11 protein-coding genes are annotated in these 14,396 nt (G+C 70.2%); 6 read left to right on the forward strand and 5 right to left on the reverse strand.

The genetic code is table 11. The annotated features are described in order from the left end of the window. Positions 1-10: 10 nt before the first annotated feature. Positions 11-406: a DUF3224 domain-containing protein gene (locus L3Q65_RS41755; RefSeq protein WP_182896374.1), complete on the reverse strand. Its 396-nt coding sequence runs from the start codon at positions 404-406 to the stop codon at positions 11-13. 62 nt (positions 407-468) lie between these two features. Here L3Q65_RS41755 and L3Q65_RS41760 point away from each other — a divergent pair, with 62 nt between their 5' ends. Together L3Q65_RS41760 and L3Q65_RS41765 are read left to right on the forward strand one after the other, a co-directional pair. Beyond that, positions 469-1,446, forward strand: a complete 978-nt coding sequence (locus L3Q65_RS41760) for a YafY family protein (RefSeq protein ID WP_237598094.1) — start codon at positions 469-471, stop codon at positions 1,444-1,446. A 359-nt stretch (positions 1,447-1,805) separates the two neighbouring features. Next, positions 1,806-2,612, forward strand: coding sequence for a uroporphyrinogen-III synthase (locus L3Q65_RS41765; RefSeq protein WP_182896372.1), 807 nt, complete (start codon positions 1,806-1,808; stop codon positions 2,610-2,612). Here L3Q65_RS41765 and L3Q65_RS41770 read toward each other — a convergent pair. Both L3Q65_RS41770 and L3Q65_RS41775 read right to left on the reverse strand, forming a co-directional pair. Next, complete coding sequence (locus tag L3Q65_RS41770) at positions 2,609-3,430, reverse strand: siderophore-interacting protein (protein WP_182896371.1); 822 nt, start codon at positions 3,428-3,430, stop codon at positions 2,609-2,611. The genes L3Q65_RS41765 and L3Q65_RS41770 overlap by 4 nt on opposite strands. Before the next feature lie 297 nt (positions 3,431-3,727). Further along, complete coding sequence (locus L3Q65_RS41775; protein ID WP_067585909.1) at positions 3,728-4,057, reverse strand: MGMT family protein; 330 nt, start codon at positions 4,055-4,057, stop codon at positions 3,728-3,730. 116 nt (positions 4,058-4,173) lie between these two features. Between L3Q65_RS41775 and L3Q65_RS41780 the strand changes: the two genes are divergently transcribed. Further along, a complete protein-coding gene (locus L3Q65_RS41780; RefSeq protein WP_182896389.1) occupies positions 4,174-7,347 on the forward strand; it encodes an ATP-dependent DNA helicase in 3,174 nt (1,057 codons plus the stop codon). Then, complete coding sequence (locus L3Q65_RS41785) at positions 7,344-10,724, forward strand: ATP-dependent DNA helicase (RefSeq protein WP_237598095.1); 3,381 nt, start codon at positions 7,344-7,346, stop codon at positions 10,722-10,724. Before L3Q65_RS41780 ends, L3Q65_RS41785 begins: the two co-directional genes overlap by 4 nt. Positions 10,725-10,727: 3 nt before the next feature. On the opposite strand, the gene L3Q65_RS41790 is transcribed toward L3Q65_RS41785, so the two are convergent. Further along, on the reverse strand, positions 10,728-11,111 hold the full coding sequence (locus L3Q65_RS41790) for a DoxX family protein (protein WP_182896369.1): 384 nt from the start codon (positions 11,109-11,111) through the stop codon (positions 10,728-10,730). A gap of 106 nt (positions 11,112-11,217) precedes the next feature. Here L3Q65_RS41790 and L3Q65_RS41795 point away from each other — a divergent pair, with 106 nt between their 5' ends. Together L3Q65_RS41795 and L3Q65_RS41800 are read left to right on the forward strand one after the other, a co-directional pair. Beyond that, entirely contained in the window at positions 11,218-12,300 is a 1,083-nt protein-coding gene (locus L3Q65_RS41795) for a TrkA family potassium uptake protein (RefSeq protein ID WP_182896368.1), read from the forward strand. A gap of 294 nt (positions 12,301-12,594) precedes the next feature. After that, on the forward strand, positions 12,595-13,014 hold the full coding sequence (locus L3Q65_RS41800; protein ID WP_237598096.1) for a hypothetical protein: 420 nt from the start codon (positions 12,595-12,597) through the stop codon (positions 13,012-13,014). 60 nt (positions 13,015-13,074) lie between these two features. On the opposite strand, the gene L3Q65_RS41805 is transcribed toward L3Q65_RS41800, so the two are convergent. Further along, a complete protein-coding gene (locus tag L3Q65_RS41805) occupies positions 13,075-14,262 on the reverse strand; it encodes a neutral zinc metallopeptidase (protein WP_237598097.1) in 1,188 nt (395 codons plus the stop codon). Positions 14,263-14,396 lie beyond the last annotated feature (134 nt).

The raw sequence follows: 14,396 nt of genomic DNA on the forward strand, positions 1-14,396 counted from the left end.
CCGGCCTCCTTCAGATCGTGTAGTCGAAGGTGTAGGACACGGTCGGCTCGCCCAGTACGCCGTGCACGGTGCCGGTGCCGCGGATGCCCGCCAGTTCGCCGGTGCCGGAACCGGCCACGACCTCGAATTCCGAGCGGATGCTCTTCGGGTCGAAACCCCATTCCTGGCGGACGATGAACGTGCCGCGGCGGCCGTCGACTGTGCCCTCGAACCGGTCGTAGCCCGGCGACGTGGTCGCGCCGCCGTCGTAGCCCTCGCCCGGGTAGTACAGCAGGTAGTCGCCCGTGGCCGCACCCTCGATCACGCCGGAGTACTCCATCGCGGCGTGCACGTAGGCGACGCGCGGCCCGCCCTCCTCGCCGCTCGCCACGTGCTCTTCCCACTTCGTCATGCCAAACGTGTTCATGCCGCTCACTCAATCACCCATACCTGCCATCTTGTGTCAGGTATTTCAGTCATACTTGCCGCATGCGTGCCGGCCGTTTGCTCACCGTGCTTCTCCTGCTGCAGAACCGCGGCCGGATGACCGCCGAGGAACTGGCCGCTGAGCTGGAGGTTTCCGTCCGGACGGTGTACCGGGACATCGAGGCGCTGTCGGCCTCGGGCGTGCCGGTCTACGCCGACCGCGGCCGCAGCGGCGGCTACCAGCTCGTCGACGGCTACCGGACCCGGCTGACCGGCCTCAACGAGGACGAAGCCCAGTCGCTGGCACTGGCCGGACTCCCGGTCGCGGCCGCGGAGCTGGGGCTCGGCACGGTGCTGGCGGCGGCGCAGCTCAAGCTGTACGCCGCGTTGCCCCACGAACTGCGCAGCCGCGCCGGCCGCGTCGCCGAACGCTTCTACCTCGACGTTCCCGGCTGGCATCGCGGCATCGAAAGCCTGCCGACCCTGTCCGCCGTCGCCGACGCGGTGTGGGCCGGACGGCGGGTCCGCGTCCGGTACGAACGGTGGGGCCAACGCGAGGTCGAGCGAGTGCTGGAGCCGCTCGGCCTGATCCTCAAAGCGGGCAACTGGTACCTCGCCGCACGGTGCGAGGGGACCGATCGCACCTACCGGATTTCGCGCATCCACGAGCTGACCGACCTCGGCGAGGAGTTCGAGCGACCGGCGGAATTCGACCTCGCTCGTTACTGGCAGGAGTGGTCAGAGCAGTTCGAGCGCCGGATGTACCCCCGAAAGGCGACAGTCCGCCTCTCGCCGCGCGCCCAAGCTCTCGTACCGTTCTATGCGGGCAGCGTCGGCGCCCGGGCACTTCGCGAGGCAGTCGCCGCCGGAGCGGAACCGGACGGCGACGGATGGTTGACGATTGACCTGCCGGTCGAACCGGGAGAAGCGGCGATCGGCGAACTGCTGCGGTTCGGGCCGCATCTGGAGGTGCTCGCGCCGGAGGAGTTGCGGACGGAGCTGGCGGCGGCGATCCGGGAGATGGGGCAGGCGTATGAGTGACTCGGACGGGGTGCTGTCCGGTGGGTTCGTCGGAGGCGGGGAGAGCTGATTGGGATGCTGCGGTGGCGCGGGTGCGGGGCTCGGCGGGTTTTGCCGGAAAACGGGGTGAGCGGATGATCGGGATACTGCCGGTGCGCGGTGCGCGGTTCGGCTGGCAGCCCGGCGGGTTCTCCCTGGAGATGGAGCGAGCGGACTGGCGAGCTGGCGCTGCTGCGTAGTGTCACGGAAGTTTCGTGGGCGGCGTGCTGGTGGCTGCCCGGCGGGTTCTCGCCGGAGACGGGACGAACGGATGGGTGAGCTGATCAGGCTGCGGCACGGTGCGGGGCCAGGCGGACTTCCCCGAGAGACGGAGCGAGCGAATGGGTGAGCTGGACGGCGTGCGAATCGGCGTCACGGCCGAGCGGCGCGCGGACGACCTGATCGGCGCGTTGCTCCGGCACGGCGCGGAGGTCCGGCACGCGCCGACGATCACGATCGTCCCGCTGGCCGATGATCCGGAGCTGCGTCGCGGCACGGAAGCCGTCCTCGCCGCGCCGGTCGACCTCACCGCGGTCACCACCGGAGCCGGGTTCCGCGGCTGGCTTGACGCCGCCGAGGGCTGGGGACTTCGCGAAGCGCTGCTGGACGCCCTGGCCGGGTCGCGCATCTTCGCGCGCGGGCCGAAAGCGGTCGGCGCGGTGCGGGGTGTCGGCCTGCGCGAGGAGTACTCCGCGCCCGGCGAGACCAATGACGAGCTGTTCGGCGCGGTCGCTGAGGCCGGTGTCGAGGGCGCGCGCGTCGCGCTGCAACTGCACGGCGCGCCGCTGCCGGAGTTCACCGATCCGCTTGCTGCGGCCGGGGCGTCGGTGCTCGCCGTGCAGCCTTACCGCTGGCACACGCCGCCGGATCCGGCGCCGGTGTTCTCGTTGATCCGCGAGGTGCTGTCCGGAGAACTGGCCGCGTTGGTGTTCACCAGTGCCCCGGCGGCGACGAATTTCCTGGCTCTCGCTGACGAAACCGGCCACGGCGCGGAGCTGCGCGAGACCCTGCGCGGTGGCACGGTCGTCTGCGCGTGCGTTGGTCCGGTGACAGCGGCGCCGTTGGAGGCAGCCGGGATCAGCACGTTACAGCCGGAGCGTCAGCGGCTCGGTGCGTTGGTGAAGCTGGTGGTCGCGAAGCTCGGTTAGGACGCTTCGGCCTGCTGTCGTCCCGCGGCTTCTTCGCTGAGGCCTTGTCGCCAGTAGCCGGTGAAGCAGATGGCTGTCTTGTCGAAGCCGCGTTCACGGACGAGGTGTCGTCGAACGAGCTTCACGACGCCTGCTTCGCCGGAGACCCACGCGTACGGCGTGCCGTTGGGCAGCTCGGCCGCGCGTACGGCGTCTACGAGCGCTTCGCCATGCGTACGCGCACCGCGGACCACCCAGTGCACCTCGACGGCACCGTTGGTCTCGAAGGTCTGTCGCTCCGCGCGGTCCGGAATCTCGATGTACACCGACGCGCGCGCCGACTGTGGCAGCCTCTCGAGAATCCCGCCGATCGCGGGCAGCGCGGTCTCGTCGCCGACCAACAGTTGCCAGGTTGTCCCGTCCGGCACGTCGTACAGCCCGTGCGGCCCGAGGAACGCCACCCGGCCGCCGACCTCCGCCTGCCCGGCCCACGTCGAAGCCGGGCCGCCGCTCTCCTCGTGCAGCACGAAGTCGACGTCCACCTCGCCGGTCTCCGGACGCGCCGCGCGCACCGTGTACGTCCGCATCGGCGGCCGGACGTCGTCGGGCATCGCGAGGTACCGGCGATACCAGGACAGGACGTCGTCCTCGCCCGTCTCGGCGGGTGGCAGGTGCGGCTCCTCGTGGCCGGGGAGGGGGAAGAACACCTTCACGTACGCGTCCGGCGCCGCCGGGCCCGCCGCCGCGAGACCCGGGCAGTCGAAGGTGACGCGGGCCATGTGCGGGGTGACCCGCCGGACCGCGGTGACCCTGCCGGGGTGGTAAGTCAGGACGCTCATGAGGTGAGGCTAACCTAAAACGGGCGGCGCGGGCTATGGCCGGGGAGGATGGCGGACGCCACGGTCCTCCGGGGCGGAACCAGTTCGCGCCCCAATGCCACATTGGGTGCGCTGGGCGCACCGAATGCCACATTGGGTGCATCTGACGCACCCAATGTGGCATTGGGGCGGTTGCTTGCCGGGCCGCATGCCGCCGGTAAGTCGTCGAGCGGAGGCGGTCGGCCGAAAGCGTCGTCCGGAAGCCGTCGAGGGAACCGCCCCGCAGAAGCCGGCGTGCGGAAATAGTCGTGCGGAGCTCTAGAACAAGCCGGGCGGCTCGTCCTCCCCGGGCTCGTCCCCGTCCGGTCGCCAGCGGTACTTCCGCAGGTCCACCTTTTCGCCGTCGGCGAGCACGCCCTCGGCGCGCAGTCGCTCCAGTTGTTCGTGCAGCAGGTGCGGTGCGGGGGTTCCGTTAGCGCGGAGGATGCGGTGCCAGGGCAGGTCGTGGCCGTCCTCGGCGAGCGCGCGGCCGACCATGCGCGGAGAGGGGGCACCGGAGAGCGCCGCGACGTCGCCGTACGTCGCGACTGTCCCCGCGGGTACGTCGGCGATGACTGCGCGTATCCGCTCGTGCAGTTCGTCGTTCATGACCCGGGGAATGATAGTCCCGCCGAGGGGTGTGCCGGTGCGCCACCCGGGTGAGCGGGCATGGTTCCATCGCTGATGTGCACGTGCGGAGAGCGGGAAACGGGCAGGCGCGGCTGGTGCGCCCGCCGGTCCCCGCCGCACCCACGTTCACCTGGGACGAGGACGCTCGACGGCTGCTGTCGGCGCCCGCTGGATTCCGCCGCGTGCTGGGCGGGCCGGGCACGGGCAAGACGGCGCTGCTCGCCACCGCCGCCGCGCGCCGGATCGCCGAGGGGGCGGATCCGGAGAGCGTGCTGCTGCTCACGACGTCCCGCCGGGCGGCCGACGCGCTGCGGGCCGACCTCACGCGGCGGCTCACGTCGGACCCGGATCAGGAGTCTCCGCTGCCGCGCACGGTGAGTGAACCGCTCGTGCGCACAGTGCATTCGTACGCGTTTTCGTTGCTGCGCCTGGAAGCTCGCGCCGAGGAGCTGCCGCCGCCGCGGTTGCTGGCCGGGGCGGAGCAGGACGTAGTCGTGCGCGAGTTGCTGGAGGGCGACCTGGAGGAGGGCGCGACCGGCTGGCCCGAACAGCTGCGTCCGGCGCTGACCGTGCCCGGATTCGCCGAGGAGCTGCGCGACCTGCTGATGCGGGCGGCCGAGCGCGGGCTCGGACCGGAGGATCTGACCGAACTCGGGCATCGCCAGGACCGCGAGGAGTGGATCGCGGCGGGGCAGTTCTGGGCGCAGTACGAGGAGGTCACCCAGCTGCAGGGGGCGGGCGGCAACGCGCTCGGCCTGCCCGCCGCGCCCGCGCTCGACGCGGCTGAGCTGGTGACGTCGGCGTTGCTCGCGCTGGAGGACGACGAGGAGCTGCGCGAACGCGAGCGCGGCCGGGTCCGGCATTTGTTCGTGGACGACGCGCACCACCTGGATCCGTTGCAGGTCCAGCTGATCCGCACGATCGGGCACACCGCGGAGGAGTTCGTGGTGGCCGGCGATCCAGACCAGTCGGTGTTTTCCTTCCGCGGCGCGGACCCGAAGCTGTTCGCCGATTCCGACAACGACGGCGACCGGACGGTCATGCTGACCACCTCGCACCGGCTCGCTCCGACGGTCCGGGCGGCGGTCGCGAAGCTCGGTGCGACGTTGCCCGGTGCCTCGCCGCACCGGAAATTGGTTACGCCGCAAGGGAAACGCGGCGGCAAGGTGCGGGTTCGGCTGATGCCGACTCCGGCCGCGGAGGCCAGCTGGATCGCTGACCAGCTTCGGCGGGCGCATCTCGTTGACGGGGTGCCGTGGTCGGAGATGGCGGTGCTGGTGCGGTCTCCGGCGCGGACTTTCCTGGTGCTGCAACGCGCTTTGCGCGCGGCCGGGGTGCCGATCGGTTCCGCTACGGAGGAATTGCCGTTGGCGAAGCACTCCGCGGTACGGCCGTTGCTGGCGGTGTTGCGGATCGCGGCGGAGCCGGAATTGCTCGACGTCGATATCGCGGAGATGTTGCTGTCGTCTTCGCTCGGCGGGGCGGATCCGTTGGCGCTGCGGCGGTTGCGGCGCGGTCTTCGTCGGCTGGAGCTGGCGGGCGGCGGGCAGCGTTCGAGCGACGAGTTGCTCGTGGAAGCGTTGCGGGGCGGGGACATTCTCGTCGGTCTCGCGGACAACGAGGCGTTGCCGGTTCGCCGAGTCGGCAAGCTGTTGAGCGTTACGCACCAGGCGGTGAGCCGCGGCGAAGGCGTCGAGCAGGTGCTGTGGGAGCTGTGGCAGGCGAGCGGGCTGCAGGAACGTTTGCTGCGGTTGGTGGATCGCGGCGGCTCGCTCGGTGCGCAGGCTGATCGCGACCTGGACGCTGTGGTGGCGTTGTTCGATTCGGCAGGCCGGTATGCCGACCGGTTGCCTAAGGCGAGCGTCGCGGCATTCGCGGACTATCTTTCGTCGCAGAACATCGCGGGCGACACTCTCGCTCCGGCAGCGATTCCGGGTGAAGGGGTTTCCCTGCTGACGGCGCACGCATCGGCGGGCCGCGAGTGGACAGTGGTCGCGGTCGCCGGGGTGCAGGAGGGCGCGTGGCCGGACCTGCGGCTGCGTGGCTCGTTGCTGGGTGTCGAGCGGCTGGTCGACCTGCTGTCCGGAGTGGACGAACACGACAAGGTGTCCGCCATCGCGCCGATTCTCGCCGAAGAACGGCGGTTGTTCTACCTGGCGGCTAGCCGCGCGCGGCGGACGCTGCTGGTGACCGCGGTGGCCGGGGAGGACGAGCAGCCGTCCCGATTCCTCGACGACCTTGAAGAGAACGGCGCCGACGACGGAATGCTCGACTCCCGGATGAAGCCGCCGGGCCGGTCGCTCGTGCTGGCCGAATTGGTCGGCGAGCTGCGCGAGGTCGTGTGCGACGACAAGACGGATCCAGAACGCCGGAAGCGGGCGGCGAAACAGCTCGCCCGGCTGGCCGCGGCTGGGGTTCCGGGGGCGCATCCGGACACGTGGTACGGATTGATGGAAGCGTCCACAGCGGACCCGGTGCACGGGCCCGGCGACCTGATGCGGATCTCGCCGTCCACTGTGGAGATTCTGGTGAAGTGCCCGCTGCGCTGGCTGATCGAGCGGCACGGCGGCAGTGATCCGGCGCAATTGGCGGCGGTGACCGGAACTCTCGTGCACGGTTTGGCGCAGGCGATCGCGGGCGGCAGCACTGAGGAGCAGATCCAGGCCGCGCTGGACGAGGCGTGGGTGCGCGTGGACGCCGGCGCGCCGTGGTTCTCCCGGCGCGAACGGTCCCGGGTGGAGCAGATGTTGCGCAACTTCGTGTCGTGGCTGGAAAAATCGCGACAGGAGCTGATCGAGGCCGGGGTCGAGCAGGACATCGAGGTCGAGTTGCCGATGGGCGACGAAGAGGTGCGCGTGCTGCTGCGCGGACGGGTCGACCGGGTCGAGATGGACAAGGACGGCCGCCCGGTGATCGTGGACATCAAGACCGGCAAGGTCCCGGTGTCCGGCGCGGACGCGGAGAAGCACCCGCAGCTCGCGGCGTACCAGCTGGCGGTGCTGCTGGGCGCGGTCGAGGGCAAGAAGACGCCCGGCGGCGCGAAACTCGTGTATGTCGCGAAGGGGAACAACAAGACCGGGGCCACTCAACGGGATCAGCCGCCGATGGACGAGGACAACGGGCGCGAGTGGCTGGAACTCGTGCGCTCGGCCGCGGCCGCCGCGGTCGGTCCGGACTATCAGGCGCACGAGAACGCCGACTGCGACCGGTGCCCGGCGCGCGGGTGCTGCCCGTTGCGTCCGGAAGGGCGTCAGGTGACCGGACCGTGAGCCCGGTGGTCATCGCCAACCCCGTCGGACCCGCGGAAATCGCTGACGCACTGGGGTTGCACCGTCCGACGCCCGAGCAGGCGACCGTGATCGCGTCGCCGGTCGAGCCGTCGCTCGTCGTCGCGGGCGCGGGTGCGGGCAAGACCGAAACCATGGCCGCCCGCGTGGTCTGGCTGGTGGCTAACGGAATCGTGAGCCCGGAACGGGTGCTCGGCCTGACCTTCACTCGGAAGGCCGCGCGTCAGCTCGGTGAGCGAGTGCGGGCGCGGTTGCGGCGGCTTGCCGGTTCGGGGCTGTTGGAGCGGATTGATCCGTCGGGCGCGTTGCGGGCCACTGTGGTCGCCGGTGAGCCAACGGTGCTGACTTATCACGCGTATGCCGGGCGTTTGCTGTCGGAGCACGGGCTGCGGCTTCCGGTGCAGCCTGGTGTCCGGTTGCTGTCGGAGACTTCGTCGTGGCAGCTGGCGCATCGCGTGGTGTCCACTTGGGACAATGACCTGGACACCGACCGGGTGCCGCCGACGGTCACCGCGCAGCTGCTCGCGTTGGCCGGTGAACTTGGCGAGCATCTGATTTCGACGGAGAAGCTCGGGCAGTACACGGAGTGGCTGTGCGAGGTTATCGAAAACGCTCCACGGGCCAAAGGCCAGCGCGCCTCGCTGCCGGTGAAGTTGCAGGAAGTTCTCGCGGCCCAACGGTTTCGGCTGGCTCTGCTGCCGTTGGTCGAGGACTATCATCGCCGAAAACGGGCGGAAGGCGCGCTTGACTTCGCGGATCAGATGTCCCTCGCGGCGCAGTTGGCCGATGGATATCCGGCAGTGGTGGCGGGGGAGCGCGAGCGGTACGGGGCGGTGCTGCTGGACGAATACCAGGACACCGGGCACGCGCAGCGAGTGTTGCTGCGGTCGCTGTTCGGCGGCGTTGAGCATCCGCCGATGCCGGTGACCGCGGTCGGTGACCCGGCGCAGGCGATTTACGGCTGGCGTGGCGCGAGTGCGGCGAACCTGCCCCGGTTCACCACGGACTTCCCGCGTCGTGGCGAGGAACGGCTCGAAACCGCGCATGAGTTCGGGCTGCTCACCAGCTTCCGCAACCCGCCGGAAATTCTGGAACTGGCCAACGCGATCTCGGAACCGTTGCGCCGCCGCGGACTTGGCGTCGAACGGCTGCGCGCACGGGACGGTGCCGGTCCGGCAGACATCGCGGTCGCGCTGCTGCCGGATGTGCGCGCGGAACGGGAGTGGGTCGCCGACGCGATGGCGCAGCGTTGGCATGCGGAGAAGGAGGAATCCGGCAAGCCGCCGACCGCTGCGGTGCTGGTGCGTCGACGTGCGGACATGGCGCCGATCGCGGCGGAAATGCGGATGCGCGGGCTGCCGGTGGAGGTCGTGGGCCTCGGCGGATTGCTGGACGAACCGGAGGTCGCCGACCTTGTGTCCACGCTGCGGGTGCTCGCCGATCCGCTGGCCGGGAGCGCGGCCGCTCGATTGCTGACCGGTGCTCGCTGGCGGATCGCGGCGGCGGACGTCGCTGCGTTGTGGCGGCGGGCCAACGAACTCACCTCGCCCGAGCCGCGCGCGAAGGAGGGCGACGAGCCGGAACTGGTCGCCGAACGCGCGGAACAGGCCGGGCTGATCGACGCCGTCGACGAACCCGGTGCGCCGGAGCGTTATTCCGCGGAAGGTTACCGGCGAATTCGCCGGCTGGGCGCGGAACTGACGGCGCTGCGTCGTCGGCTGGATCAGTCGCTGCCGGAATTGGTGGCGGACGTCGAACGCACGATGCTGCTTGATGTCGAATCGCTTGCCCGGCCCGGGTCGGCGGGCCGCGCGCATTTGGACGCGTTCGCCGAAGTCGTCACTGATTACGCGGAGACCGCGCCGACGGCGACTCTGTTGTCCTTTGTGGACTATCTGAACACCGCGGCACATGCGGAAGACGGACTCACGCCCGGTGAGGTGCAGGTCGTTCCGGACCGGGTGCAGGTGCTCACCGTGCACTCCGCCAAGGGGCTGGAGTGGGAAGTGGTGGCTGTCCCGCATCTGGTCGCTGAGGTGTTCCCGGGCAAACGTCGTTCGTCGTCGTGGTTGCGTACTTCTACCGCGTTGCCCGCGCATTTGCGGGGTGACGCGGCGGATCTGCCGAAACTGCAGATCGCGGAAGGGTACGACCGCAAGGAAGTGCAAGAAGCGCTGGAACTGCACGAGGAAGGGTTCGTCGCCCGCGAAGCCGACGAGGAACGACGATTGTGTTACGTCGCGCTGACTCGTTCCGAGCGCGCGCTGCTCGTTTCCGGGCATTGGTGGAACGAAAGCAGTACCCGGGCCAAGGGGCCGTCGATCTTCCTCTCCGAGATCGCCGAGGTGATGAACGAGGCCGATCCGCCGCTGGGCGTGGTGGACCTCTGGGCCGAGGAACCCGAGGAGGGCGAGGAGAACCCGCTGGTCGCGGACTCCCGGACGGCGCAGTGGCCGGTGGATCCGCTGGGCGACCGGCGATCGGGTGTCGCTACCGGGGTGGATCTGCTGCTGGCGGAAATGGCCGCGCTGGAAGAGGAACCGGAGTCCGAACCGGAGGCCGAGCCGCTTCCGGCCGCTGACGACGACGAGATTCCGTTGCCTCCCGAACCCGAGGACGAAGAAGACTATCTGCCGGACGACGAATACTTCGAAGACGACGAGGACGTCATCGATCCGGAAGACCCGGACGGCTGGGCTGCCGACACCGACGTTCTCCTGGCCGAACGCGCCCGCTCGCAGTCCACAGTGGATCGCGTTGCGCTGCCCGCGCAGCTGAGCGTGAGCCAGTTGGTGGACCTGGCGTCCGACGCGGACGCTCTCGCGCAACGCCTCCGACGACCGCTTCCGTTGCCGCCCAACACGTTCGCTCGTCGTGGCACCGCGTTCCACAGCTGGCTGGAGCAACGGTTCTCCGGCGACCGGCTGCTGGAGATCGACGACCTCCCGGGCGCGGCCGACGTCGGCGAAGCCCCGGACACCGATTTCGAGGCCCTGCAAGAAGCTTTCGAGAACAGCGAATGGGCCGACCGGGTCCCGGTCGCCGTGGAGGTGCCGTTCTCCGCGGACGTCGAAGGCATTACCTTGCGCGGCCGAATGGACGCGGTGTACGCGGATCCCGACGGCGGCTGGACCGTCGTGGACTGGAAGACCGGTTCTGTTCCGTCCGAAGAACGGTTGCCGGCCTTGGCCATTCAGCTCGGTGCGTACCGATTGGCGTGGGCGGCGCTGAAGAAAGTCCCGGTGGAACGCGTACGCGCGGCCTTCCACTATGTCCGGCATGGACACACGCTGCGCCCGGCAGACCTGCTGGACGCGGAAGGCCTGCGGGCCCTGCTGCGCAACGTTCCGCAGGAATAGCGGCTAGGCCCGATCCCGGACGGTCAACGCCCAGCTCACCAACGGCCACTGCAACGGCAAGCGCAGCCACGCGACCGCGCGCTCCCGAGCCGGACGGCCGCGCCGCTGATAATCCAACGCCATTTTCACATTCCCCGGAAAGACTCCGACGAACAGCAGCGCCGCGGCCAACCCGCCGAGCCGGCGAGTGCGCGGCAGCGCGATCCCGGCGGCGACGGTCAGCTCGGCGGCCCCCGACGCGTACGTCCAGGTGCGCCGGTCACCGGGCAATTCTTTCGGGACCAGCGCGTCGAACGGCTTCGGCCGGGCGAAGTGCAGGACGCCCGCCCCGGCGAGGAGGGCGGCGAGAAGAAGCGCCGGACGTTGCGACGCGCGAGGCTCGGACATGCGGCAAGCCTGCCACAGCATGATCGCCGCGACGGGTGTGCGGGTGCTCCGATTGGGTTATCCTCCCGGCTGTGAGTGACGCCGAACGCGCGCGGGGAGCCGGTGCATGAAGGCCTTGAAACGGCTGCCCCTGAACGTCCGGTTGAACGACCGGCCCGACCACGAGCTCGTCGGCGTGATCCGGATGCCGGAGCTGACAGTCAGCCCGATGCGGGCGATCGTCAAGCGGATCATCGGGGCGCTGCTGGCGCTGCTGGCGACGGTGCTGATCGTCTATCTCGACCGGGACGGCTACCGCGACGCGAACGGCGACGGCCTCTCGCTGCTCGACTCGCTCTATTACGCGACAGTTTCCCTCTCGACCACCGGCTACGGCGACATCGCTCCGGCCACCGCGTCCGCGCGGCTGGTGAACGTCATCGTGATCACGCCGCTGCGAGTGCTCTTCCTCATCGTCCTCGTCGGGACCACCCTGGAAGTGCTCACCGAGCGCTCCCGGCAGGCGTTCAAAATCCAGAAGTGGAGGACGAAGGTGCGTGACCACACCGTCGTCGTCGGTTTCGGCACGAAGGGCCGCTCGGCGGTCAACGCGCTGCTCGGCGACGAGGAGGTGCAGGCCAACCGCGTCGTGGTCGTCGACACCGACCAGCAGGCGCTGGACGCGGCGAGCGCGCTCGGCCTCGTCACCGTGCACGGCTCGGCGACCAGGGCGGACGTCCTGCGCGTCGCGGGCGTGCAGCACGCACGAGCCGTAGTGGTCGCGCCGAACCGCGACGACACCGCCGTGCTGGTCACCCTCACCGCGCGCGAGCTGGCCCCGAAAGCGCACATCGTGGCGTCGGTGCGCGAGGCGGAGAACGTGCACCTGCTGAAGCAGTCCGGGGCGAACCAGGTCGTGGTGTCGAGCGAGACCGCCGGGCGGCTGCTCGGGATGGCGACATCCACTCCGCTTGTAGTGGACATGGTCGAGGACCTGCTGACCCCGGAATCCGGACTGGCGATCGCCGAACGCGGCATCGAACCGAGCGAGGAAGGCGGCTCGCCGCGGCACCTGGCGGACACGGTGCTCGGCGTGGTGCGCGACGGGGTGCTTTACCGGGTCGACGCCCCGCAGGCGGACGCGCTGGAGCCGGGGGACCGGCTGCTGTACGTCAAGAAGGTCACGCAGGCGGATCAGATCCAACGCTGAGGTTCGGCGGGGCCGCCGGTTCTGGGGCCGGCCTGCTGTGGCGTTGTGTGCGTGGAGCTGTCCCCGGTGCAGAGGCGCGGTCCTCGGGGCCCGCGCCAATGCAGCATCGGGGCGCTCTCCCGGGCGGCTCGGGCCGGGTAGCGGCGAGGCTGGGCGGGCGGCGGCGGACCCGGCCTCGGCCGGGGTCCCCCGTGCGCGGGCACCTCACTGGGTTTTGCCCCCGGCATCTGGAAGCATGGCGTCGTGCAGGTTTCCGACCCCCCGCATAAGAGCCCCGTCAAGCGGTGGCTCCAGGTGGGCATCCCGGTGGCGGTCGGGGTGCTCGTCGTGGTCCTGGTGTGGCTCGCCGGCCCGGGGATACTCGGCATCCGCGCGAAGTCCCCCGGTGCGCCGGTGGACGCCCAGATCACCAAGGCCGTCGACTGCTCCGTTCCCGGTGCCGCCGAATCGGTCTCGTTCCAGCTCGGCGGCAAACCGCGGCAGGGCACCCTCGACAGCTGCGGGCACGGCAAGGACGAGCATCTCCAGGTGCTGGTCCCGGACGACGCCCCGGCGGACGGCACGGTCTCGGTCACCATGCCGGACGCCACCGCGGGCGCGCAGGATCTTCGCGCGCCGATCGCGCTGGCGCTGCTGGTGTTCGCCTGCTTCTGCGGCGGGATGTATGCCTACCTGGTGATCCGCGGTCCGGGCAAGCTCGCGCTGCTCAGCTGACGCGTCCAGCACAAACAGCCGAACCACTGCGTCTGTAGTGCCCGCCCGTGAACCACCAGCTCAGCTGACGTCCGAGGCGGAAGCGGCGAAGGTGTTGCAGTCGGCGATCCGGTTGTCCTTCGCCCCGGCCCGCCACCACTGCGCGTAGTGCGCGTTGGTGCCGTGGTCGTGGCTGCGGGAAGTGTTGTCCCCTCGGGTTTCCTGGTCGTTCCAGGCCTTGTTGTACATGTCGCGGGTGATCGTGCCGCCGCGGTCGACGTGCGCGCCGAGGAACATTCCGGAGAAGCACTGCGCTTGGAGTTCTTTGCGGCGCGACATGTCGAGGCCCTCGGGGCTGTTCTGCCCGGCCGCGTAGATCTTCTGCCACGCGGCGTCCATGATGCCCGCGACTTCCTGCACGTGGTGGCCGTACTCGTGGGCGAACAGCGCCAGGTAGACGCCGGGGTTGTTGCCGTACTGGTCGGTCTGCAGGCCCTTGAACGGGACGTACAGATTGTTCTCGCAGTAGTACGCCGCGGTCGCGATGCCGACCTGGATGGTGCCGCATTCGGTGTCGAAGCTCGGCCCGGTCGGGAAGTGCAGCGCGGGCGGCGTGAACGGCAGGTTGTAGGACTCGAGGAACGGGCCCCACGCCGCGTCGAGGCATTTGCTCGCGGCGGTGAAGAAGGCTTCCGCGCCGTCCTGCGTGCTCGTCCACGGCGGCAGGTTGCAGACGCGGTTCTGCAGGCCTGCGTTCGGGTCTTGCAGGATCGGGTGGTCGGCCAGCTTGAGGATCTTGTGCGGGCCCGCGCTGGCGGAGGTGCTCGGGCTTTCCGACGGACTGGTCGGCGTGCTCGACGGGGCGGACGAACCGCTGGTGGGCGGCAGCTCGTAGGCGGACGACGGCGACGGCGGAGCGGCCTGGTAGCCGGCGTTGCTCGGTCCCGGCCCGCGGTTCAGCGAAACGATCGCCACGACGCCCAGCGCCAGCACCGCGACCGCGCCGAGGCACAGCCCGACGATCAGCCCGGTCGGCTTGCGCGGCGGCACCGGATAGGACGGCGGCTGCTGCTGCCACGGCGGTCCCTGCGGCGGCGGACCCTGAAACGGCGGCTGCTGCCCCTGGTACGGACCCTGTCCGGGCTGGGCCTGGTAAGGGCCTTGCGCCTGGCCCGGGTACTGGCCCGGCGGCACCGGTCCTTGGCCCGGCACCGGCGGCGGTTGAACGGTCCCGCGTGGCGGCACCTGGCCGTAGGGCGGTTGCGTCATCAGGGCAGTCCCGGTGGGTCTCGGCGCGGGCCGGGCGTCCCCCGGCTTGCCGTTCAGCATATCGGGGGATGCCCGGCCCGCCGCAGCACTTCGCCGGACTGGCTCCCCGCCCGGACGTCCCCCCAGGTCTGGCC

Source organism: Amycolatopsis sp. FU40 (assembly GCF_021903635.1).
Classification (GTDB): domain Bacteria; phylum Actinomycetota; class Actinomycetes; order Mycobacteriales; family Pseudonocardiaceae; genus Amycolatopsis; species Amycolatopsis dendrobii.

Excerpts from the sequence above, each read along its gene's own strand:
- L3Q65_RS41760 (WP_237598094.1), top strand. The coding sequence starts at position 469 with ATGCGTGCCGGCCGTTTGCTCACCGTGCTTCTCCTGCTGCAGAACCGC.
- L3Q65_RS41765 (WP_182896372.1), top strand. The coding sequence starts at position 1,806 with ATGGGTGAGCTGGACGGCGTGCGAATCGGCGTCACGGCCGAGCGGCGC.
- L3Q65_RS41775 (WP_067585909.1), bottom strand. The coding sequence starts at position 4,057 with ATGAACGACGAACTGCACGAGCGGATACGCGCAGTCATCGCCGACGTA.
- L3Q65_RS41755 (WP_182896374.1), bottom strand. The coding sequence starts at position 406 with ATGAACACGTTTGGCATGACGAAGTGGGAAGAGCACGTGGCGAGCGGC.
- L3Q65_RS41795 (WP_182896368.1), top strand. The coding sequence starts at position 11,218 with ATGAAGGCCTTGAAACGGCTGCCCCTGAACGTCCGGTTGAACGACCGG.
- L3Q65_RS41790 (WP_182896369.1), bottom strand. The coding sequence starts at position 11,111 with ATGTCCGAGCCTCGCGCGTCGCAACGTCCGGCGCTTCTTCTCGCCGCC.
- L3Q65_RS41770 (WP_182896371.1), bottom strand. The coding sequence starts at position 3,430 with ATGAGCGTCCTGACTTACCACCCCGGCAGGGTCACCGCGGTCCGGCGG.
- L3Q65_RS41805 (WP_237598097.1), bottom strand. The coding sequence starts at position 14,262 with ATGACGCAACCGCCCTACGGCCAGGTGCCGCCACGCGGGACCGTTCAA.